This window comes from Mycobacterium stomatepiae (genome assembly GCF_010731715.1).
Taxonomy (GTDB): domain Bacteria; phylum Actinomycetota; class Actinomycetes; order Mycobacteriales; family Mycobacteriaceae; genus Mycobacterium; species Mycobacterium stomatepiae.
On the sequence record NZ_AP022587.1, the window covers coordinates 3,952,365 to 3,973,554 of the forward strand.

Annotated in this window: 17 protein-coding genes and 5 pseudogenes; 18 read left to right on the top strand and 4 right to left on the bottom strand. The window is 66.2% G+C overall.

What is annotated here, in order from left to right; genetic code table 11:
* Window positions 1-131: 131 nt before the first annotated feature.
* The 10 genes and pseudogenes from G6N54_RS18650 to G6N54_RS18695 form a co-directional block, all read left to right on the top strand.
* Window positions 132-674, top strand: coding sequence for a PadR family transcriptional regulator (locus tag G6N54_RS18650; protein WP_163791367.1), 543 nt, complete (start codon window positions 132-134; stop codon window positions 672-674).
* Between the two features lie 49 nt (window positions 675-723).
* Window positions 724-1,821 carry an inositol-3-phosphate synthase gene (locus G6N54_RS18655; RefSeq protein WP_163791368.1) on the top strand — a complete coding sequence of 366 codons (1,098 nt, stop codon included), beginning with the start codon at window positions 724-726 and terminating at the stop codon, window positions 1,819-1,821.
* A gap of 126 nt (window positions 1,822-1,947) precedes the next feature.
* A pseudogene (locus tag G6N54_RS18660) lies at window positions 1,948-2,277 on the top strand (sulfotransferase); the annotation flags it as partial.
* A gap of 4 nt (window positions 2,278-2,281) precedes the next feature.
* A pseudogene (locus G6N54_RS31695) lies at window positions 2,282-2,631 on the top strand (sugar phosphate isomerase/epimerase); the annotation flags it as partial.
* Window positions 2,632-2,643: 12 nt separating this feature from the next.
* Window positions 2,644-3,587 (top strand): annotated as a pseudogene (locus G6N54_RS18670) (DUF1214 domain-containing protein); the annotation flags it as partial.
* A gap of 11 nt (window positions 3,588-3,598) precedes the next feature.
* Entirely contained in the window at window positions 3,599-4,516 is a 918-nt protein-coding gene (locus G6N54_RS18675) for an alpha/beta fold hydrolase (RefSeq protein ID WP_163794831.1), read from the top strand.
* 26 nt (window positions 4,517-4,542) lie between these two features.
* Window positions 4,543-5,325 (top strand): LLM class F420-dependent oxidoreductase, encoded by a 783-nt coding sequence (locus tag G6N54_RS18680; RefSeq protein ID WP_163791370.1) that lies wholly within the window; start codon window positions 4,543-4,545, stop codon window positions 5,323-5,325.
* 120 nt (window positions 5,326-5,445) lie between these two features.
* Window positions 5,446-6,186, top strand: coding sequence for a GntR family transcriptional regulator (locus G6N54_RS18685; protein ID WP_163791371.1), 741 nt, complete (start codon window positions 5,446-5,448; stop codon window positions 6,184-6,186).
* Between the two features lie 49 nt (window positions 6,187-6,235).
* Window positions 6,236-8,044, top strand: coding sequence for an ABC transporter substrate-binding protein/permease (locus tag G6N54_RS18690; protein WP_163791372.1), 1,809 nt, complete (start codon window positions 6,236-6,238; stop codon window positions 8,042-8,044).
* A gap of 1 nt (window position 8,045) precedes the next feature.
* Window positions 8,046-8,330 (top strand): annotated as a pseudogene (locus G6N54_RS18695) (ATP-binding cassette domain-containing protein); the annotation flags it as partial.
* Window positions 8,331-8,338: 8 nt separating this feature from the next.
* On the opposite strand, the gene G6N54_RS18700 reads toward G6N54_RS18695, so the two are convergent.
* On the bottom strand, window positions 8,339-9,598 hold the full coding sequence (locus G6N54_RS18700) for an IS30 family transposase (protein ID WP_456299233.1): 1,260 nt from the start codon (window positions 9,596-9,598) through the stop codon (window positions 8,339-8,341).
* Window positions 9,599-9,649: 51 nt separating this feature from the next.
* Here G6N54_RS18700 and G6N54_RS18705 point away from each other — a divergent pair.
* The 3 genes and pseudogenes from G6N54_RS18705 to G6N54_RS18715 form a co-directional block, all read left to right on the top strand.
* Window positions 9,650-10,111, top strand: a pseudogene (locus G6N54_RS18705) (amino acid ABC transporter ATP-binding protein); the annotation flags it as partial.
* 64 nt (window positions 10,112-10,175) lie between these two features.
* Window positions 10,176-10,712 carry a MarR family winged helix-turn-helix transcriptional regulator gene (locus G6N54_RS18710; protein WP_163791373.1) on the top strand — a complete coding sequence of 179 codons (537 nt, stop codon included), beginning with the start codon at window positions 10,176-10,178 and terminating at the stop codon, window positions 10,710-10,712.
* 19 nt (window positions 10,713-10,731) lie between these two features.
* Window positions 10,732-11,403 carry an SDR family oxidoreductase gene (locus G6N54_RS18715; RefSeq protein ID WP_163791374.1) on the top strand — a complete coding sequence of 224 codons (672 nt, stop codon included), beginning with the start codon at window positions 10,732-10,734 and terminating at the stop codon, window positions 11,401-11,403.
* 7 nt (window positions 11,404-11,410) lie between these two features.
* Here G6N54_RS18715 and leuS read toward each other — a convergent pair whose 3' ends face one another.
* Complete coding sequence (leuS, locus tag G6N54_RS18720) at window positions 11,411-14,317, bottom strand: leucine--tRNA ligase (protein WP_163791375.1); 2,907 nt, start codon at window positions 14,315-14,317, stop codon at window positions 11,411-11,413.
* Window positions 14,318-14,504: 187 nt separating this feature from the next.
* Here leuS and G6N54_RS18725 point away from each other — a divergent pair, with 187 nt between their 5' ends.
* The 3 genes from G6N54_RS18725 to G6N54_RS18735 all read left to right on the top strand — a co-directional run bounded on the left by G6N54_RS18725 (window position 14,505) and on the right by G6N54_RS18735 (window position 17,110).
* Window positions 14,505-15,656 carry an LpqN/LpqT family lipoprotein gene (locus G6N54_RS18725; protein WP_163791376.1) on the top strand — a complete coding sequence of 384 codons (1,152 nt, stop codon included), beginning with the start codon at window positions 14,505-14,507 and terminating at the stop codon, window positions 15,654-15,656.
* Between the two features lie 68 nt (window positions 15,657-15,724).
* Complete coding sequence (locus G6N54_RS18730) at window positions 15,725-16,066, top strand: hypothetical protein (RefSeq protein WP_163791377.1); 342 nt, start codon at window positions 15,725-15,727, stop codon at window positions 16,064-16,066.
* Window positions 16,067-16,105: 39 nt separating this feature from the next.
* Complete coding sequence (locus G6N54_RS18735; protein WP_163791378.1) at window positions 16,106-17,110, top strand: bile acid:sodium symporter family protein; 1,005 nt, start codon at window positions 16,106-16,108, stop codon at window positions 17,108-17,110.
* Here G6N54_RS18735 and G6N54_RS18740 read toward each other — a convergent pair.
* Window positions 17,107-17,715, bottom strand: coding sequence for a YqgE/AlgH family protein (locus tag G6N54_RS18740; RefSeq protein WP_163791379.1), 609 nt, complete (start codon window positions 17,713-17,715; stop codon window positions 17,107-17,109). The genes G6N54_RS18735 and G6N54_RS18740 overlap by 4 nt on opposite strands.
* Before the next feature lie 140 nt (window positions 17,716-17,855).
* Between G6N54_RS18740 and G6N54_RS18745 the strand changes: the two genes are divergently transcribed.
* Both G6N54_RS18745 and G6N54_RS18750 read left to right on the top strand, forming a co-directional pair.
* Window positions 17,856-19,142: an MFS transporter gene (locus G6N54_RS18745; protein WP_163791380.1), complete on the top strand. Its 1,287-nt coding sequence runs from the start codon at window positions 17,856-17,858 to the stop codon at window positions 19,140-19,142.
* Between the two features lie 9 nt (window positions 19,143-19,151).
* Complete coding sequence (locus tag G6N54_RS18750; protein ID WP_163794833.1) at window positions 19,152-19,925, top strand: TIGR03084 family metal-binding protein; 774 nt, start codon at window positions 19,152-19,154, stop codon at window positions 19,923-19,925.
* A gap of 52 nt (window positions 19,926-19,977) precedes the next feature.
* Here G6N54_RS18750 and G6N54_RS18755 read toward each other — a convergent pair whose 3' ends face one another.
* Window positions 19,978-21,189, bottom strand: coding sequence for a PPE domain-containing protein (locus G6N54_RS18755; protein WP_163791381.1), 1,212 nt, complete (start codon window positions 21,187-21,189; stop codon window positions 19,978-19,980).
* Window position 21,190 lies beyond the last annotated feature (1 nt).

Genomic DNA, 21,190 nt, shown 5'->3' on the forward strand with positions numbered 1-21,190 from the left:
GGCTGTGAGCTTCAAATCGCGGTGACTAACTGCATGCCAACACCAGGTTGTGTTGTGGCAAATATATCGAGGCGATACTATTACGCGACGCGTCGGCCGGACGTAACTAGCTATGAAAAGGAGGTGACTCGATGCTCGAGCTTGCCATCCTCGGGCTCCTGATCGAATCACCGATGCATGGCTATGAGCTGCGCAAGCGGCTGACCGGCCTACTCGGTGCGTTCCGCGCGTTTTCGTACGGTTCGCTCTACCCGGCGCTGCGCCGCATGCAGGCGGACGGGTTGATCGCCGAGAACGCGGCGCCGGCTGGTACTCCGGTCCGGCGGGCCCGTCGGGTCTACGAGCTGACCGAAACGGGCCGAGTGCGTTTCGGTGAGTTGGTGGCCGACACCGGTCCGCACAACTACACGGACGACGGCTTCGGAGTGCACCTGGCGTTCTTCAACCGCACGCCGGCCGAAGCCCGGATGCGGATCCTCGAAGGTCGCCGCCGACAGGTCGAGGAACGCCGCGAAGGTCTGCGTGAAGCCATCGCGCGGGCCAGCAACTCGCTCGACCGCTACACGCGTCAGCTCCACCAACTCGGGCTCGAGTCCAGCGAGCGCGAGGTCAAGTGGCTCAACGAGCTCATCGCCGCGGAGCGCGCGGCACCCGGGCTCACCGAACAGACGTAACCACCCAAGGCATTCGAGACATAGGTAATTGAGGTTAGGAGAACGCCCTATGAGTCAGCACAACGCACCCGAGGCGTCGAACGAGGTACGAGTCGCCATTGTCGGCGTCGGTAACTGCGCGTCCTCGCTGGTTCAGGGCGTTCAGTATTACTACGACGCCGACGAGAACAGCACCGTGCCCGGCTTGATGCACGTGACGTTCGGCCAGTACCACGTCCGCGACGTGAAGTTCGTGGCCGCGTTCGACGTGGACGCCAAGAAGGTCGGCTTTGACCTGTCGGAGGCGATCTTCGCGTCGGAGAACAACACGATCAAGATCGCTGACGTGCCGCCCACCAACGTGACAGTGCAGCGCGGCCCGACGCTCGACGGCATCGGCAAGTACTACGCCGACACCATCGAGGTGTCCGACGCCGAGGCGGTCGACGTGGTCGCGGCGCTGCGCGAGGCCAAGGCCGACGTGCTGGTGTCCTACCTCCCGGTGGGGTCGGAAGAGGCCGACAAGTTCTACGCGCAGTGCGCGATCGACGCCGGTGTGGCGTTCGTCAATGCGCTGCCGGTGTTCATCGCCTCGGACCCGGTGTGGGCCAAGAAGTTCGCCGACGCAGGCGTGCCGATCGTCGGTGACGACATCAAGAGCCAGGTCGGTGCGACGATCACCCACCGCGTGATGGCCAAGCTGTTCGAGGACCGGGGCGTGCAGCTCGACCGAACCATGCAGCTCAACGTCGGCGGCAACATGGACTTCCTCAACATGCTCGAGCGCGAGCGTCTGGAGTCCAAGAAGATCTCGAAGACCCAGGCCGTCACGTCGAACGTGCAGCGCGAGTTCAAGACGAAGGACGTGCACATCGGCCCGTCCGACCACGTCGGCTGGCTCGACGACCGCAAGTGGGCCTACGTCCGTCTCGAGGGCCGGGCGTTCGGTGACGTTCCGCTGAACCTGGAATACAAGCTCGAGGTCTGGGATTCGCCGAACTCCGCCGGCGTCATCATCGACGCGGTGCGGGCGGCCAAGATCGCCAAGGATCGCGGCATCGGGGGACCCGTTGTTCCGGCGTCGGCGTACCTGATGAAGAGCCCGCCGCAGCAGCTTCCTGACGACATCGCGCGCGCGCAGCTCGAAGAGTTCATCATCGAGGGCTAGTTCACGCCACCACTTTTGACCCCGCGGGCGTAACGCCAGGGCGATTTTCGACGCAGGAATTCGCCACAGCGTTACGCCCGCGGGCTGCTCTGTAGTCGACATCATCGACACAACGCTGTGCAGGTGCACCTGCAGTCGACCCGCGCCGGCGCCGCCAACACGATGAGCAAGCCGATGGTCGACGATCCCCGCATCCTGCACGTCCGCTACACCGACTTCATCGCCGATCAGGTGGCAACCGTGCGGCGCTACTACGCATTCGCGGGCCGGGAAGTCACACCCAAAGCCGAGTCCGCGATGCGCGACTATCTGGCCAACAATCGCGGCGACCGCTACGGCAAGTTCCGCTACTCCACGCAGCTGCTGATCGACATCGGCGAAGACCTCGACGCGCTGCACGCGGAATTCCGGCCGTTCCGTGAGCGATTCGGCGTCGCGATCGAGAAGCGGGGCTGAAGCGATGCCGGCCCACCAGCGCCTGTCGGTGCACAACGTCACGTTCTACGGCACCGCGCTGGCCGAGCTGGAATCGCACTGGATGACCCTGGCCGTATCCCGGTTGAGCATCCTGGACAGCCAGCTACTCGATCCGGAATTTCCAAAGCTGTTGCAGCGCACTAACTATACGGTGGAAGCCGCCTACCACCTGTTTCCGGCGGCCGGCTGACCACCGATGCCCACGCCGCCCAGGATGCGCTGATGCCGGTGATCGACGCCGCGGCGCGGATGGTCTACCTGTTCACCGGCGGGCGCGACTCCCTCACCCGGAATCGGGCCGCCGACCGGTTCGCCACGATGATCGCGCCCTGCGTCGCACACCCGCAGCAGGTGTGGATCGACGGGCAGTCGATTTATCGGCTGTCCGGAAATCGCGGCACCGCGCCATTTTTCAACGTCACCGTGCAGGGTGCGCGGGTGCCCGGGCCCGGTGTGCTGCACGAGCCGTTCGGTGACACCCGGAGGCCAATCTGTTCGGCCGACAACTCAGCGTCGGCGACGACGGCGAATTCGAGATCTACATCGGTGGACCCGAACGCGGCCCCAACTGGCTGCCTACCACCGAGCAATCGCGAAAGCTGTTCATCCGGCAGGGATTCGACCGCTGGGACGAGCGGCCGGCGCGACTGCGCATCGAGAGGGTCGACATGACCACACCCAAACTGCTGCCCAGCCCCGAGATCATGGTCGAGGCGATGCGATGGGCCGGCGATTTCGTCACCGGCCTGATGTCGGACTGGCCGGAATTTCCGTTCACCTACGGCGGTGTCGACGCCGAGCATCCCAACGAGTTTCCCACCATTCCAGGCGTCGGCGCAGGCGACGCGGACAGCAAGCGCGGCCGCGCCGCCGCCAACATGTACTGGGAGCTGGCATCCGACGAAGCGCTGATCGTCGAATTCGACGCCCACGACGGGCTGTGGATGTTCACCAACATGGGCGTCTTCTTCAACAGCATGGACTACCTCTACCGCCCGGTGAGCTACACACCGAGCCGCACGAAGACCGACAGCGACGGGCGCATCCGTCTGGTCATGGCGCATCGTGATCCGAATGTGCACAACTGGCTGGACACCCAGGGCTTCGAGCGTGGGAACCTCACCTACCGTCACATGCTCGACGGTGAACCCGCCGTGCTGGACGCGCACGTGGTCAAACAGTAGATCGCGCATGTGCTTCCTGCGGGCACCGCGATGGTGAGCCCCTCCGAGCGCAGCGCCGCGATGTGGGAACGATTTCACGGCATTCGGCGTCGTTACATCCTCTAGTGTCGAAGATCGTGACCGAGATCTCCGAAGACGAACTGGCCGGCCTCTCCGAATTCTCGCTGCTGGCCGAGAACGCCGAACAGGCCGGCGTTGCGGGTCCGCTGCCCGACGTGGAGCGGATCGACGTTGATACGCCGAACGGCACAGTCAGCACGCTGCGCTGGGGCGGCGGCGTTCCCCCGCGGATCGTCTTTCTGCACGGCGGTGGACAGAACGCCCATACCTGGGACACCGTCATCGTCGGACTGGGTGTGCCGGCACTGGCCGTGGATCTGCCCGGCCATGGCCATTCCGGCTGGCGCGAAGACGGCGATTACTCCCCGCAGCACAACGCCGACGCGGTGGCCCCGATCTTGCGCGACTTCGCACCCAATGCCGATCTGGTGGTTGGCATGTCGCTGGGCGGACTGACCGGAATCCGGGTCGGCGCGATCGCACCGGAACTGGTGCGCGAACTCGTCCTCGTCGACGTCACCCCGTCGGCGCTGCATCGCTATGCCGAGATGACCACCGAGCAACAGGGCACGGTCGCACTGGTACAGGGCGAACGCGAGTTCCCCAGCTTCCAGGCCATGCTGGACGCGACCGTCGCCGCGGCACCACACCGCGAAGTCAAGGCACTGCGCCGGGGCGTGTTCCACAATTCACACCGGCTCGACAACGGCAACTGGGCCTGGCGCTACGACTCCATCCGCAAGGTCCCCGATTTCGGTGATCTGTGGAACGACGTCGACGCGCTGACCGCACCCGTCACCCTGGTCCGCGGCGGTTCGTCGCCGTTCGTCACCGACGAGGACGCGGCCGAACTCACTAAGCGCGCAAGGCATTTCCGGCAGGCGCATGTCGTCGCGAACTCCGGGCACTCCGTGCAAAGCGATCAGCCCCGCGCGTTGATCGACCTGTTGAGCGGGGTCCTGCACGCACGCTGAGAGACTGGGGCTCCTACGGTGGTCGCATGACCTATCCCGTTCGCATCGGTGTCCAACTGCAGCCTCAGCACTCCCCCGAATATCGGCATATCCGCGACGCCGTGCGCCGGTGCGAAGACATCGGGGTCGACGTCGCATTCACCTGGGATCACTTCTTCCCGCTCTACGGTGATCCCGACGGCGCGCATTTCGAATGCTGGACCGTGCTGGCGGCATGGGCCGAGCAGACATCGCGAATCGAGTTCGGCGCGCTGGTGACATGCAACTCGTATCGCAACCCGGAACTCCTGGCCGACATGGCGCGCACCGTCGACCACATTTCCGAGGGCCGGCTGATCCTGGGCATCGGATCCGGTTGGAAAGAAAAGGACTACGACGAATACGGCTATGAATTCGGCACCAAGGGCAGCCGCCTCGACGACCTGGCCGCGGCCTTGCCCCGGATCACTTCACGGCTGACCAAACTGAATCCCGCACCGACTCGCGACATCCCGATACTGATCGGCGGCAAGGGTCCGCGAAAGACCCTTCGGCTAGTCGCCGAGTACGGCGACATCTGGCACGGCTTCACCACTGTCGACACCTACCCCGCCGCCGCGGCCGTGCTGGACGAACATTGCGCCGCCGTCGGGCGCGACCCGTCCACCATCGAGAGATCGGCCGGCGTGGACGACGGCAGCGCCGGGTTGATCGCCAACGCCGAAGGCCTTACCGCCTTGGAGGTGACGCTGCTGACGGTCGGTGTCAACGGCCCCGACTACGACCTGTCCGCGGCCGAGGCATTATGCCGCTGGCGCGACAGCCGATAGGCCGTCATTTCGGGTTCGCCTTCAATTCATCCGGCAAACACCTTAACGAATCCGCAAATACATGAGAAACTTTTCACCGCTGATCGCTGGTGCGGAGCTGAACAGACGTGAAAGAGACTCATGCCGAAGAAATATGGGGTCAAAGAGAAGGACCAGGTTGTCAACCACATCCTGAACCTGATTCTGACGGGCAGGTTACGCACCGGTGACCGGGTCGACCGCAACGAGATCGCAGTCGGTTTGGGAGTGAGTCGCGTCCCGATCCAAGAGGCTCTGATCCAACTCGAGCACGACGGCGTCGTGTCGACCCGCTACCACCGGGGCGCGTTCGTCGAGCGGTTCGACGAGGCCAGCGTGCTCGAGCATCACGAGCTTGACGGCATGCTGAACGGCATCGCCGCGGCCCGCGCCGCAACCAATCCCACGCCGCGGATCCTCGGGCAGCTCGACGCGCTGATGCGTGCGTTGCGCAGCGCGAAGGATTCCCGGGTCTTCGCCGAACTCGCCGCGGAGTACCGGCGCACCGTCAACGACGAGTACGCCGGGCCGCGCCTGCACGCCACCATCCGTGCCTCACAAGAGCTCATCCCGCACGCATTCTGGATGAGCTACCAGAACAATCGCGGCGACGTGCTGCCCTACTACGAGGACGAAACGTCGGCGATCCAGCGGCGTGACCCGGATGCCGCGCGGGCGGCCTGCGTCGGCCGTGCCTACCTGATGGCGCAGACGATGTTGGCCGAACTGTTCCGGCGCAGAGTTTTCGAGCCGCCTGACGACGCCCGTCAGGTTGTTGCGGACCCGCTTCCGATACTGACGGGGTCCGAGGCCGTCCGCAGCGAGCCGTCGATGGCGGTCTAAATCGTCTCTCGCCGTGACGAGTTGCCAGCCGGTCGATACGGTGGCGGTGATGAACTCGTGCGAAGGCCCGCGCGCGAAGCGCGGAGCCAAGCTGTTCGGACTCGCCGCGACGATTTTGATCGTGTGCGGCCTAGTGCTGGCCGGACCCGCGGTCGCCGACAGGAATCAGTGCACACCCGCCGGGGTGGGCAGCGCGCGACCATTACCCAAGGACCTGACCACCGTCGAGGGCGGCGTCGGGCGCGACGAAAACAACACGACCGCGACGGTCGAATCACTCGATACGATCGATGTCGGCGCCCTGGGCTTGAGCACGCCCGGTGTTCTGACCGTCGGCACCCTGTCGGACGCCCCGCCGTCCGTGTGCGTCGATTCGACCGGCGTATTCACTGGTTTCGATAAGCAGCTGCTGCGGGCGATCGCAAAAAAGATTGGCCTGCAAATCCGCTTTGTCAGTACGGATTTCTCCGCGCTGCTGGCCCAAGTGGCGTCCCGGCGCTTCGACGTCGGGTCAGCCTCGGTACAGGCCACCACCGCCCGGCGTCGCACCGTCGGATTCACCAACGGCTACGACTTCGGGTACTACGCGTTGGTGGTGCCGCCCGGGTCGCCGATCAAGAGCTTCAGCGATCTGGCCGAGGGGCAGCGAATCGGGGTCGTGCAAGGCACCGTCGAGGAGCATTACGTCGTCGACACCCTGCGCCTGCAGCCGGTGAAGTATCCCGGCTTCGCCACCGTGTACGGCAGCCTCAAGACACGCCAAATCGACGCTTGGGTCGCCCCGGCGGCGCTGGCCTCCACTCTGATGAAGGCGGGTGACCCCGCGGTGGTGGTTGCGAACGCCTTCACGCCGGGGCACTTCGTCGCCTATCCGGTGGCCAACAAGAATCTACCGCTGATCAATGCGCTCAACGCGGGCCTCGATGCCGTCATAGCCGACGGCACCTGGGCACAGCTGTATTCAGACTGGGTCCCGCGACCGCTGCCACCCGGCTGGAAACCCGGATCGAAAGCCGCCCCGACTCCGCACCTGCCTGACTTCGCCGCCATCGCTGCAAGCCCCCACAAGCCGATGGGCCCGGTCGCAGCGAAATCTACTCTGGCGCAATTGCGCGACCAATTCCTGGACTGGGACCTCTATAAGGAAGCCATCCCCGTTCTGCTCGAGACGGGACTGCCCAACACATTGATCCTGACCAACAGCGCCCTCGTCATCGGGCTGGTGCTCGGCATGGTGCTGGCCATGGCGGGCATGTCCAATTCCTGGTGGCTTCGCTGGCCGGCGCGGGTCTATACGGATATCTTCCGCGGCCTTCCTGAAGTGGTGATCATCCTCATCATCGGCATGGGCATCGGGCCGCTGGTGGGCGGGCTGACGAACAACGATCCCTACCCGTTGGGCATCGCCGCGCTGGGGCTGATGGCGGCCGCCTACATCGGCGAGATTCTGCGCTCGGGAATCCAGAGCATCGACGCCGGCCAGCTGGAAGCCTCGCGCGCACTGGGATTCAGCTATCCGGCCGCGATGCGACTCGTGGTGGTGCCGCAAGGCATCCGGCGCGTGCTACCCGCTTTGGTCAATCAGGCCATCGCGCTGCTGAAGGGCTCCGCACTCGTGTACTTCCTGGGCTTGGTCGCCCACCAACGCGAGCTGTTCCAAGTCGGCCGCGACCTCAACGCACAGACCGGCAACCTGTCCCCGTTGGTGGCCGCGGGCCTGTTCTATTTGTTATTGACTGTTCCGTTAACACATTTGGTGAACCACATCGACGGACGGCTGCGCAGCGGCAGCCCTGCTGACGAGCCGGACGAATCGTCCGCGATGGTGTCCTCCACCCTCGGCCAGGGCATGACATGACATGACCGACACCATCCCAGAGCGTGCGTTAGTCTCGTTGGAAGCCAGGGATATTCACAAGACCCTCGGCGGGGCGAAGGTGCTGCGCGGCGTCACATTCGAAGCACCCGCGGGTACGACGGTGGCCGTCATCGGACCGTCCGGCTCGGGAAAGTCGACACTGCTGCGCGCCCTGAATCGACTCCACGAACCCGACAAGGGCGACATCCTGCTCGACGGGCGGTCGGTTCTGGACGACGATCCCGACGAACTTCGTCAGCGCATCGGCATGGTGTTCCAGCATTACTGGTGGATTCAAGGTTTGGTTGCAACAGTTGTGTCTGTCGGGGTGGACAGTAGCTTGTTGAGGCGGTTGGTGGGGTTGTCCCAGTTGAAGCGTTTTCGGGGTCGTCCGTTGAGTTCGTCGGCGACGTAGGCGAGGTGTTCGGCGTCGTGCACCGAAAGGTCGGTGCCCTTTGGAAAGTATTGCCGTAGTAGGCCGTTGGTGTTCTCATTGCTACCGCGCTGCCAGGGTGAGTGGGGATCGCAGAAGTAAACCTCGATGCCGGTGTCGATGCTGATGCGGGCGTGGTGGGCCATTTCGTGGCCTTGGTCCCAGGTCACGGTGCGGCGCAAGGTGGCGGGCAGGTCTTTGACCGCGGCGATCATGGCCTCGGCGACGGCCTCGGCGCTACGGGTATGGGGTAGGTGCAGCAGTCGGACATATCCGGTGGAACGTTCAACCAGCGTGCCGATTTGAGAGGCCTGGTCCTTGCCGATGATCAGGTCTCCTTCCCAATGGCCTGGCACGGCGCGGTCGTTAGCTTCGGCGGGCCGCTCACTGATGTTGACCATGCCTTGGATACGGCCGCGGCCGTCACCGGCGCAGGCCCGTCGGCGCGGTTTACGCAACGCGCGCCCGGTGCGCAGGCATGTCCTCAGTTCCCGGCGCAGTTCTCCGCGCCCTTGCACGTAAAGCGCCTGGTAGATGGTTTCGTGGGACACCTGCATCTCCGGGCGGTCAGGATAGGTCGCGGTCAATACCCCGGCGATCTGTTCGGGGCTGTACTTGTTGACCAACAACGCTTGCACCTCGGCCCGCAATTGCTCACAGCGGCCCAACTTGCCGGTCTTGGGTCGACGCGCCCGTTGCTCGCTGCGCCGCTGAGCGATGCGCGCCGAGTAGCCCGACTTCGCGTCCCAACCGGCCCGGCGGGCCCCGAACCGATACCGGGCGCGATAACGGCCCACATGCCCTCGCATGACACCGTTGTGGGCAATCTCGCGCATGATCGTCGACGGCGCCCGGCCCAACCGGCGCGCCATCGAACGGATCGACTCACCGTGCGCGGTGCCGATCATGATCTGTTCACGCTCATCCGCCGACAGCCGCGGCCGTCGCTGTCCTTGAGGCTTTGACCATCGTGGATTCACACCACCAAACCTGCGAAACCACTTGCTACCGCACGTCGCCGACACGCCGACCGCCACCCCGGCATCCTCCGAGGACCATCCCGCAGCGATCAAATCCCAATACCGCCGCTGCACCACCAACAACTGAGGCTGACCCGTCATCAACACCCCCAACTACGAAGTGTTGCAACCACCCCTTGAACTCAAGACTACCTTTTCCCGCATCTAAGCATCCTCAAGAACGTGGCGCTGGCCCCGCGCAAGTTGCACGGGCTGTCCGCGGACGCGGCCAAGGAACTCGCGCTGACTCAGCTCGATCGAGTTGGCCTGAAGCACAAGGCCGGTGCCCGCCCCGGCATGTTGTCCGGTGGCCAACAGCAACGGGTTGCCATCGCCCGCGCGCTGGCGATGGCTCCACAAGTGATGTTCTTCGACGAGGCGACCTCCGCGCTGGATCCGGAGATGGTCAAGGGAGCTTTGCAGCTCATCGCCGACCTCGGCGCCAGCGGTATGACGATGATTGTGGTCACGCACGAAATGGGTTTCGCACGGTCGACATCGGACACCGTGGCGTTCATGGATCACGGCAAGGTCGTGGAATCCGGACCACCAGAGCAGATATTCGAGGCGGCTAAGACCGAGCGGCTGCAACGATTCCTGTTCCAAGTGCTTTGACGGGCTAAAAATAGTCGCCTTAGCTACCTTGTACCCCACCCATATCGGGTTAGACTGCCGACTTATGGCGGACAGCGAATCCACCGCAGCCGAGGTGACTGAGCTTGCGGAAGGCTTGCACCGCGCGCTGTCCAAACTGTTTTCGATACTGCGGCGCGGTGACCCCAGCGGGGTGGTGGCGGGCGAATTGACCTTGGCGCAGCTGTCGATCCTGGTCACCCTGCTCGATCAAGGCCCGATCCGGATGACGGATCTGGCCGCACACGAACGGGTGCGGACTCCCACCACGACGGTGGCCATCCGCCGACTCGAGAAAATTGGATTGGTGAAACGCTCGCGCGACCCGTCCGATCTGCGGGCGGTACTCGTCGACATCACACCGCGCGGCCGTGCGGTCCACGCCGAGTCGCTGGCTAACCGGCACGCCGCCCTGGCCGCGATGCTCAGCCAACTCCCCGAGACCGACTTGGCCATGCTGACCAAGGCGCTGGCATCACTGGAACGCCTGGCTTCGGGTGAGCCGACATCGGGCCCTGCCGGAGGAGAATCCCCCCGCACGCAAGCGTGCGTGAAAGTACCTGGTTTCCAACGGCATTGGTGACGTCCGTAGACTGAACGTCATGCCAACCGCACTCATCACCGGCGCCGGCGGCGGCATCGGTTCCGCCATCGCCGCGGCGCTGGCCCCCACCCACACGCTGCTGCTGGCCGGTCGCCCCTCCAGCCGGCTCGACGCCGTCGCGGAGCGACTCGGCGCCACCACCTTCCCCCTGGATTTGACCGACGTCGACGAAATCGAGGCCAGCTGCGAAATCGTGGACGAGCTCGACGTGCTGGTGCACAACGCCGGGGTGTCCGTGCCGGGGCGGGTCGCCGAGTCACACGTCGACCAATGGCGCGCCACCTTTAGCGTGAATGTCTTTGGGGCGGTGGCTCTTACGCTGGAACTGTTGCCCGCCCTGCGCACCGTCCGCGGTCAGGTGGTGTTCATCAACTCCGGGGCGGGACGCACGGTTTCGCCGGGGATGGCGTCCTACTCGGCCAGCAAATTCGCGTTGCGCGCTTTCGCCGACTCGCTGCGCGTCGACGAGCCGGACCTGCGAGTCACCACGATATTCCCGGGCCGCACCGACACGGAGATGCAGCGCGACCTCGTCGCGTTCGAGGGCGGCGAGTACGACGCCGCCAACCTCTTGCGCCCCGAAACCGTCGCCGCGGCGGTCGCCCAAGCGGTCGCCACACCGCGCGACGGCCATGTCCACGAGGTGGTGTTGCGGCCGGGGCGTCGCTAGCCGTCGTTCAGACGACCAGGTTGACCAGCCGGCCGGCGACCACGATCACCTTGCGCGGCGTGGCCCCGGCCAAGAACGCCTGGACCTTTTCATCACTCAGTGCGGCGGCTTTGAGGGTGTCGTCGTCGGCATCGGCGGCGACCACCACCCGACCCCGCACCTTCCCGTTGACCTGGACCGGATATTCGACGGTGTCGTCGACTAGATAAGCGGGGTCGGCTTGCGGGAACGGGCCGTGCACCAATGACGTGGCGTGCCCCAACCGCGACCACAACTCCTCGGCCAGGTGCGGGGCCAGCGGTGCCAGCATCAGCACCAGCGGCTCGACCGCGGCGCGGGGCACCGCGTCGCGGTGCTCTTTGGTCAGGTGGTTAGTGTACTCGATCAGCTTGGCCGCCGCGGTGTTATTCCGCAGGGCCGCATAGTCTTCCGCCACACCTTCGATGGTGCGATGCAGCACGCGTAGGGTCTCGGTGCCCAACGGCTCCTGCACATCGGCCACCCGGGATTCGCCGGTGACCTCGTCGACGACCAGCCGCCAGACTCGCTGCAAGAAGCGGTGGGCGCCGATGACGTCCTTGGTTGCCCAGGGGCGGGAGGCCTCCAGCGGCCCCATCGACATCTCGTACACCCGCAACGTGTCCGCGCCGTATTCGTCGCAAATTGCGTCGGGTGAGATCGAATTCTTCAGGCTCTTACCGATTTTGCCGAATTCCTGAAAGACTTCGATCTCGCCGTCGGATCCAGGATAGAAGAACTTGTCGTCCCGTTCGATCACGTCCTCGGCCGGGACGTAGGACCCGCGCGCATCGGTGTAGGCGAAGGCCTGGATGTAGCCCTGGTTGACCAGCTTGCGGTAAGGCTCAGCAGAGCTCACGTGACCCAAGTCGTAGAGAACCTTGTGCCAGAAACGGCAATAGAGCAGATGCAACACCGCGTGCTCGGCGCCGCCGACGTACAAGTCCACGCCCCCGGGATCGTTCGGCCCGTGCTCGGCGGGCCGCGGGCCCATCCAGTAGGCCTCGTTTTCCCTGGCGCAGAAGCGTTCTGAGTTATGCGGATCGGTATAGCGCAGTTCGTACCACGAGCTGCCCGCCCACTGCGGCATCACGTTGGTGTCGCGGCTGTAGGGCTTCAGGCCGTCGCCGAGGTCCAGCTCGACATGCACCCAGTCGGTGGCCTTGCCCAGTGGCGGAGACGGCTCACTGTCGGCATCGTCGGGGTCGAACGACACCGGCGAATAGTCCGGCACATCCGGCAGTTCCACTGGCAGCGCGGCCTCGCTGAGCGGGTGTGCGCGTCCATCGCTGTCATAGACGATCGGGAACGGCTCACCCCAATACCGCTGGCGCGCGAAAAGCCAATCCCGCAGTCTGAATTCGACGCGTGCCCGGCCGCGGCCCTCGGACTCCAGGCGGGTCGTAATGGCTTCCTTGGCCGTCGCCACATCCATCCCGTCGAGGTAACCGGAGTTCACCAGGACACCGTCGCCCGCGTAGGTGGCTTGCGAAATATCGCCTCCGGCAATCACTTCGACTATCGGCAGATGCAACGCGGTGGCGAAATCCCAGTCCCGCTGGTCGTGGCCGGGGACCGCCATGATGGCCCCGGTGCCGTAGCCCGCCAACACGTAGTCGGCGATGAACATCGGGACCGGTTTGCCGTTGGCCGGATTGGTCGCGTAGCTGCCCAGAAAGACGCCGGTCTTCTCCTTGCTCTCCTGACGCTCGAGGTCCGACTTCGCTGCGATCGCGCGGCGGTAGGCCGCGACGGCTTCCGCGGGCGTGGCCGCTCCGTACGTCCAGGTGGAGTCCACGCCGTCCGGCCAAGCGTCGGCGACGAGGTCGTCCACCAGGTCATGCTCGGGAGCCAGCACCAGATACGTGGCGCCGAACAGGGTATCCGGGCGGGTGGTGAACACCTCGATGTCCACGATGTCGCCGCGCTTCGTCGTCGCCGAAAACAACGCCTCCGCGCCGACGGAACGGCCAATCCAATTGCGCTGCATGGACTTGACCTTGTCCGGCCAGTCCAGCAGCTCCAGGTCGTCGAGCAGGCGGTCGGAATAGGCGGTGATCCGCATCATCCACTGCCGCAACCGTTTCCGGAATACCGGGAAGTTGCCGCGGTCGCTGCGGCCGTCGGCGGTTACCTCTTCGTTGGCCAGCACCGTGCCCAGCCCGGGGCACCAGTTCACCATCGAGTCAGCCCGGTACACCAGCCGGTGGCCGTCGATCACGTCGGCGCGCTCACCCGCCGACAATGTCTTCCAGTCCCGGCCGTCGTCGAGACGGCGGGCACCGGAATCGAATTCGGCAATCAGCTCGGCGATCGGGCGGGCCTTGGCGGCCGCCGTGTCGAACCACGCGTTGTAGATCTGCAGGAAGATCCACTGCGTCCACTTGTAGAACTCGACGTCGGTGGTCGAGAACGATCGCCGACTGTCGTGTCCGAGGCCGAGCCGGCCCAGTTGCCGGCGGAAATTGACGATGTTGGCCTCGGTCCGGGTGCGCGGATGGGTGCCGGTTTGCAACGCGTACTGCTCGGCGGGCAGCCCAAAAGCGTCAAAGCCCAAGGCGTGCAGAACATTACGGCCGATCATCCGGAAGTAGCGGGCGTATACGTCGGTCGCGATGTAGCCCAAGGGGTGTCCGACGTGCAGCCCGTCACCCGACGGATACGGGAACATGTCCTGCACGAACAACTTGTCGGCGGGTACCGGTCCGCCGTCCGCCGGCGCCAGCGACCCGACCGGGTTGGGCACATTGAACGTCCCGAGCCGCGCCCAGTTGTCCTGCCAGGTGCCCTCGATACGCCCGGCCAGCTCCGCGGTGTAACGGAACGGCGGCGCGTCGGACTCCGTCTGAGCACCCGCAGGGTGGCTCCGAGACGAGGAGGTCGGCGATTGGGTCACCTGAACAGCGTATAAGGACCGCCGTGGCGGGCCCGTTGGCCACAGGTTGATAAAGGTTGCATTGCGCCCAGATCAGAGGTTCATCCCAGCTCTATTTCGGCCCTGTCCAGCGCGTTTGCCCTCTGGTTACAGTCGGCCTCTAGACGACGGATGCTGGTGGACCAGCCCTTCGGAAGGACCGACAGAGATGACTCAGATCGCCGCCCCCGGGCGCGTAATCGCCGGCGGTTTCGCCGCCAGCGTGATCGGGTTCGCCCTATTTTCGGGTGCTACGGCTTCGGCCGATCCTCTCGTTCCCGTACCACCAGGCCCGATCGTCCCGGTGCCGGCGCAGCAGTACATCCCCGCGGCGCCTGGTATGGCCAACAGCAACCGGTTCGTCCCCACCCCGCCGTCGGCGAATCCGTTCGCACCGCCGAGCCTGGCCTCCGCGCCCGCGGCGCCTAACAGCATCGCGGCTCCGGCCGCGACACCCAACGCCGCCGTGGTCGCGCCGGCGCAGCCGACCGTGACTCCCGCGGCCTCCGGAACACTGCGCGACTACTTCCAATCCAAGGGCGTCAAGCTGGAGCCGCAGAAGCCGCAGGGATTCAAGCCGCTCGACATCACGCTGCCGGTGCCCCCGCGCTGGACCCAGGTGCCCGACCCTAATGTGCCCGATGCGTTCGCGGTGATCGCCGACCGGCAAGGCAGCAGCGTCTACACGTCAAACGCGCAGGTCGTGGTCTACAAGTTGGTCGGTACCTTCGATCCCAGGGAAGCGATCTCGCACGGCTACGTCGATAGCCAGAAGCTGCTGGCCTGGCAGTCGACGAACGCTTCGATGGCTGACTTCGACGGATTCCCGTCGTCGGTCATCGAGGGCACCTACCGCGAGGGCGACATGACGCTGAACACCTCACGCCGTCACATCCTCGCCACCTCGGGCCACGACACGTACCTGGTGTCGCTCTCGGTCACCACCGACCGGGCCGTGGCGATCGGGGACGCTCCGGCCACCGACGCGATCATCAACGGATTCCGGGTGGCCGTGCCCGGAGCCACCGCCCCGGCCCCCGCTCCGACCGCCGCTCCCGTCGGCCTTCCCGCCCCGGCTCCCGCGCCCGCGCCCGCCGCGGTTCCCGGGCAGACACCTGCCGTCGCACCCGTTCAGGCACCCGCCGCCGCGCAAGCCCCCGCCGCGATCCCCGCGCAGGCGCCGACTGGCGCGCCGACCCGGCGTCCCACACAGCTCGGCGTGCCCAACCAGCTGCCCTCCCCGCAGCCCGCACCCAACCTGTTGGCCCTCGTGCCCGGGCTTCCGCCCCTGCCGAACTTCAGTAACCTCGGCGCGCGCTAATTCACCGCCGACACAAGGGCTGTGGAGCCCGGCGCGCGGATCCATGACCGGCCTCGTATTGTGAGGCCATGCTGATCGCTGGGGTGGTGTGCATGTGTGCGGCGGTGGCTTCCGCCGGGTTCGGAGCTTGGTCGCTTTCTCACAACCACGCCGTGGCCGGCACTCAACTGGCGCTGCGCGCCATGGCGCCGACACAGTTGGCGGCCGCGGTGATGCTGACCGCCGGCGGCGTGGTGGCACTGGCCGCATCCGCGCACACCGCGTTCGTGGTGCTAATCGTCTGCGTGGCCGGTGCCCTCGGCACGCTGGCCGCCGGCTCGTGGCAGAGCGCCCGCTTCGCACTGCGCCAAGAAGCGACGGCCCCCGGTTGCGCCGGCGAGTGCAGCGCCTGCACGCGGTCCTGCCACTGACGAAACCGCACCGACGCGACGTCGTGCGATAGGGCCACCATGCTGAGGCGCTTGCCGACAATCCTCGATCCGTTCCTGTTGGCTTTGGCGACGACCGTCGCGATCGCCTCCCTCTTCCCCGCCCACGGCGACGCCGCCAAGGCCGCGTCCGTCGCCGCGGAATCCGCAATCGCGCTGCTGTTCTTTTTGTACGGCGCCCGGCTGTCGCCGCAGCAGGCCTGGCACGGCGTCCGGCAATGGCGGCTGCACCTGCTCGTGCTGGGTACGACGTTCGTGCTGTTCCCGTTGCTGGGGCTGGCCGCCCGGGTGTTAGTGCCCTCGATCCTGACGACCGATCTCTACGACGGCGTGCTGTTCCTGTGCCTGGTCCCCTCGACCGTGCAGTCGTCGATCGCGTTCACTTCGATTGCGCGGGGCCATGTCTCCGCCGCCATCGTCAGTGCCTCCTTGTCGAACATCCTCGGCATCGTGCTGACCCCGCTGCTGGTGGTGCTGCTGATGAACACCAGCGGCGCCGTCCACGTGGACGGCACTTCGATCCACGGCATCGTGGTGCAGCTACTGCTGCCCTTCGGCGCCGGCCAGCTGGCCAGGCCATGGATCGCCGGGTTCATCAGCCGCTACGCGGCGGTGCTCAAGGTCGTCGACCGGGGGTCGATCCTGCTGGTCGTCTACACGGCCTTTTCGATGGGAGTGGTGGAGGGCATCTGGGTCGCCGTCGACGTCTGGCGATTGATTCTGGTTGCCCTGGTCGCGACCGCGCTGCTGGCCATCGTGCTGATCGCCACGACGCTGACCGGCCGGCTGGCCCGCCTAGACCGCGGCGATGCGATCGTGCTGCTGTTCTGCGGTTCGAAGAAGAGCCTGGCGTCCGGGCTGCCGATGGCGCTGGTGTTTTTCCCCAACAACATCGTCGGCCTGACCATGTTGCCGCTGATGATCTTCCACCAGATCCAGCTCGTGGTGTGCGCGGTGATCGCCAGCAGGCTGGCGCGCGAGGCCGACGAGACGTCGGCGCCTGCGGAGGTGGGGGAGGAGTCCTAGTTTCGGCTGACGTCAATCGGGTGCGTGGCCAGCAGCGACAGCGGCAGCGGCTGACGGCGTAAGACCTGCCCCCACAGATCTTCCTTCGCCCCGACGAGAACATCAGATGGCAACGCGGACAACACAATCCAGTCGTCACGCTCGATCTCGCCCTCCAGCTGACCGATGGTCCAGCCCGAGTAGCCGGCGTAGATCCGGACACCCTCGACCAGCGGCGCAATCAGATCGGGCTCGGCGTCGAGATCGACCATCACGATCCGCCCCGAGACATGCCGCAAACCCGGCACTCCCTGCGGGTCGGCACCAATCCGCAAGGCCGCCAGGCACAGGGCGGCGTCGCGCTTCACCGGCCCGCCGATGAACATCGTCTTCGGCTTGGCGGCGAGTTTCGCCCACTGCGGCAACACGTTGTAGACCGCGGTCTCGCTGGAGCGGTTGAGCACCACACCGAGCGTGCCGCCGTCGTTGTGCTCGACGATGTAGATGACGCTGCGCCGGAACGTCGGTTCGAGCAGATCGGTATTGGCCAACAGCAAAGTACCCGCACGCACACGCTGGGCAGCGGGTGCGATGTAGTCTTCGGGATCTTCAGGCTGCGGCATCATTCCATCATCGCACTCCCGTAGCATCGCTCGGCACAAACAAACGCCACCCGCAAATATTTGTACTGTTATTACTGCGCCGTAGAGTGCGACGCTCTTTGTCCAGCCCAATCGTGGAAGTCGGTCCTGTGTTCCAAACCCGGATGCCCTCGCGTGCACCCGTCGAACTCTGGCAGTCGGTGCGCGCAATGCCGGATCTTCGGCGGGTGATTGCCGTGCGCATGGCGAGTCAGTTCGGTGACGGGCTCTTCCAGGCGACGGTGGCCGGGGCGCTGCTGTTCAATCCTGACCGGGCCGCCGACCCGTTGTCGATCGCGTTCGCATTCGCGGTGTTGTTCTTGCCGTATTCGCTGCTGGGACCGTTCGCCGGCGCTCTGATGGACCGCTGGGACCGACGGTGGGTGCTGGTCGGCGCCAACCTGTGCCGCCTGCTGCTGATCCTGGTGATCGGCACGATTCTCGCGGTGCGCGCCGGTGAGATGCCGCTGCTGCTGGGGGCGTTGCTCTTCAACGGCTTTTCCCGATTCGTGGCATCGGGGCTGTCGGCCTCGCTGCCGCACGTGGTCCCGCGCGAACAGGTGGTGACGATGAACTCGGTCGCCACCGCCTCGGGCGCGATCGCGGCCTTCTTCGGCGCCAACTTCATGCTGATACCTCGCTATTTCGTGGGCGGTAGCGATCGGGGCGCATCCGTGATCATCTTCATCGCCCTACTTCCGGTGTTGGTCGCGTTACTGCTGTCACTGCGGTTTGGACCCCGGGTCCTCGGGCCCGACGACACCCAGCGGGCGATCCACGGATCGGTCGTCTACGCGGTGATCACCGGGTGGTTGCACGGCGCGCGCACGGTGGTGTCCACGCCGACGGTCGCTGCGGCCCTGTCCGGCCTGGCGTCACACCGGATGGTGGTGGGCATCAATTCGCTGGTGATCCTGCTGCTGGCGCATCACACGAAGAACCCCGCATTCGGCGGCCTGGGGATCGCGCTGGTGTTCTTCGCCGCCTCGGGGCTCGGCTCGTTTCTGGCCACGCTGCTGACGCCGCCGGCGGTGCGTCGCTGGGGGCGCTACGCCGCGGCCAATGGCGCGTTGGCGGCGGCCGTGCTGATCGAGTTGGCCGGGGTGGGGCTGACCCTGCCGATCATGGTGGGGTGCAGCTTTTTCCTGGGCGTGACCGGCCAGATGATCAAGCTGTGCGCCGACTCGGCAATGCAGATGGACGTCGACGACGCGCTGCGCGGCCACGTGTTCGCGGTGCAGGATGCGCTGTTCTGGGTCTCGTTCATCGTCTCGATCACGGTGGCCGCGCTGTTGATCCCGCCCGACGGGCACGCGCCGACGTTCGTGCTGGCGGGGTCGGCGATCTACCTGGCCGGGCTCGCGGCGCACAGTGTCGTCGGCCGGCGCGGTCAGCCGGCAGCCAGTCGCTAGGAGGTCAAGATCGCGGATCCAGGGCCGATGGTGGCCGACCTGCGTGCCGAAAGCGACGACCTCGACGCGCTGGTGGCTCCGCTGGCGGCGGCGCGTTGGGCTGATGCGACGCCGGCGCCGGGCTGGAGCGTGGCACACCAGATCGCGCACCTGTTGTGGACCGATCGGGTCGCGCTGCTCTCGGTCACCGACGAGGCGGGGTTCGCCGAGGTGCTGGCCAGCGCGATGCAAGACCCAACCGGCTTCGTCGACGCGGGCGCCGAGGAGCTGGCCGTGACGGCGCCGCCCGACCTGCTGAGCGATTGGCGGACCACCCGCGAGCGGCTGCACGACGCGCTGCTCACGGTCGACGAAGCGCGCAAATTGCCGTGGTTCGGACCGCCGATGAGCCCGGCGTCGATGGCGACCGCTCGGCTGATGGAGACCTGGGCGCACGGGCTGGATGTCGCCGACGCCCTCGGTGTCAAGCGAGCGCCCACCGACCGGCTGCGCTCGATCGCGCATCTGGGGGTGCGCACTCGCGACTACGCCTTTGTGATCAACGAGTTGGCTCCGCCGTCGGAGCCGTTTCTGGTCGAGCTGCGCGCTCCCGGCGGCGATACCTGGTCCTGGGGTCCGGCCGACGCGGCGCAACGGGTCACTGGGGCCGGCGAGGACTTCTGCTTGTTGGTCACTCAGCGCCGTCCGCTCGGCGCCCTCGACATCACCGCGCATGGTCCCGACGCCCGCCGCTGGCTGGAGATCGCGCAGGCCTTCGCCGGGCCGCCCACACCCGGACGATGAGCGCGGCATGCGCGACGAGAGCCGTTCAGCTCGGGCCCGGTCGATAGGAGCGCTACGTCTCGTCGGTTGGCTCGCCGGCACCGACGACCACGCGGGCGCGCGCGACGTCCTTGTCGGCGTGGCCTTCCTTGCCGTGGCCCAGCATGCCGGCCGGGGACATGGGCATCGGCGAGCCGCCCATCCCGCTGCTGGTCGGGGAGGTGGGACCGCGCAACTCGGCAGCATTGAGCACACCGGCGCGCAGGCTCGTCGGCCGGCCGCCGGTTTCCGGCTCGAAACTGCTGGTGGGACGCGTGTAGCTGGTCAGGCCGGCGCCTGGGAAGCCGCCCCCGCCACCCACGCCACCACCGCCGGCCGCGCCGCCCAGCGGGCCGGTTGCCCCGGCCAGCATGGCGGGCTCGGCGGCGGCGCCGGCCGCTGCGGCATTACCCGCGCCGGCCGACGAGAACGCGCCCGTCATCGACTGCAGCAGCCCCTGCGGCATGCTGGCCATTCCCTGAAAGACATCCATCGGGGCCTTGACCACCTGCTGCAGCGGCTCGGTCAGGCCGGAGATCATCTGCAGCGGCTGCTGCATCAGCGAACTGAGCTGGCTGCCGCCCTCGGCGGGGGCGGCCGCTGCCTGCCCCGCACCTTGGGTCGCCTGGCTACCGACCTGCGTCGCGCTGTTCATACCGGCCTGACCCGCAGCCTGGGCTACCGCCGAAGCGGCGGCCGCCGGCCCGGCCGGCGAGGCACCCATCGGGGCGACGGGCGGGGGAACGGCCACCGCCGCGGTGAGTGTGGCCAGCGCGCCGGAGTAGGCCCAGCCGATCGTCGAATTGGTCGGCCAGTGATGGCCGTAGTATTCGCCTTCCCGCTCGGCCATCGGCATGGAGTTCTGCCCGAACCAGTTCGTGCTCGCTAGCACGGAGTACTCCAGCCGATTGGTCAGCGACACGATCGACGGGACGACCGTCGATCTCGCGAGCATGAAGGCCTCGACTGCCGCCGTCGTCACGCCGATCTTCTCCGCGGTCCAGCCCACGAGGGTGTGCAGCCCGGCGTTGAGGCCAAGCGAGGTGATCATCGAAGCGATCGCACCGACGCCCTGCCACTGCGCCGCCGTCGCCAGGGAGTTGACGGTTGAAATGCCCGCCGCTACTTCGTGATTCGTGGTCTCGGCGACCCACACCGCGTTGTTGGCAAGGACCGACGCCGGATTGCCCGCCTCAAAGATCTGAGCAATGATCTCGGGTGGACCCGTCCACCTGGGATCGGCCATT

Excerpts from the sequence above, each read along its gene's own strand:
- G6N54_RS18650 (WP_163791367.1), top strand. The coding sequence starts at position 132 with ATGCTCGAGCTTGCCATCCTCGGGCTCCTGATCGAATCACCGATGCAT.
- G6N54_RS18655 (WP_163791368.1), top strand. The coding sequence starts at position 724 with ATGAGTCAGCACAACGCACCCGAGGCGTCGAACGAGGTACGAGTCGCC.
- G6N54_RS18680 (WP_163791370.1), top strand. The coding sequence starts at position 4,543 with ATGACCTATCCCGTTCGCATCGGTGTCCAACTGCAGCCTCAGCACTCC.
- G6N54_RS18685 (WP_163791371.1), top strand. The coding sequence starts at position 5,446 with ATGCCGAAGAAATATGGGGTCAAAGAGAAGGACCAGGTTGTCAACCAC.
- G6N54_RS18690 (WP_163791372.1), top strand. The coding sequence starts at position 6,236 with ATGAACTCGTGCGAAGGCCCGCGCGCGAAGCGCGGAGCCAAGCTGTTC.
- G6N54_RS18700 (WP_456299233.1), bottom strand. The coding sequence starts at position 9,598 with ATGACGGGTCAGCCTCAGTTGTTGGTGGTGCAGCGGCGGTATTGGGAT.
- G6N54_RS18710 (WP_163791373.1), top strand. The coding sequence starts at position 10,176 with ATGGCGGACAGCGAATCCACCGCAGCCGAGGTGACTGAGCTTGCGGAA.
- G6N54_RS18715 (WP_163791374.1), top strand. The coding sequence starts at position 10,732 with ATGCCAACCGCACTCATCACCGGCGCCGGCGGCGGCATCGGTTCCGCC.
- G6N54_RS18725 (WP_163791376.1), top strand. The coding sequence starts at position 14,505 with ATGACTCAGATCGCCGCCCCCGGGCGCGTAATCGCCGGCGGTTTCGCC.
- G6N54_RS18730 (WP_163791377.1), top strand. The coding sequence starts at position 15,725 with ATGCTGATCGCTGGGGTGGTGTGCATGTGTGCGGCGGTGGCTTCCGCC.
- G6N54_RS18735 (WP_163791378.1), top strand. The coding sequence starts at position 16,106 with ATGCTGAGGCGCTTGCCGACAATCCTCGATCCGTTCCTGTTGGCTTTG.
- G6N54_RS18740 (WP_163791379.1), bottom strand. The coding sequence starts at position 17,715 with ATGATGCCGCAGCCTGAAGATCCCGAAGACTACATCGCACCCGCTGCC.
- G6N54_RS18745 (WP_163791380.1), top strand. The coding sequence starts at position 17,856 with ATGCCCTCGCGTGCACCCGTCGAACTCTGGCAGTCGGTGCGCGCAATG.
- G6N54_RS18755 (WP_163791381.1), bottom strand. The coding sequence starts at position 21,189 with ATGGCCGATCCCAGGTGGACGGGTCCACCCGAGATCATTGCTCAGATC.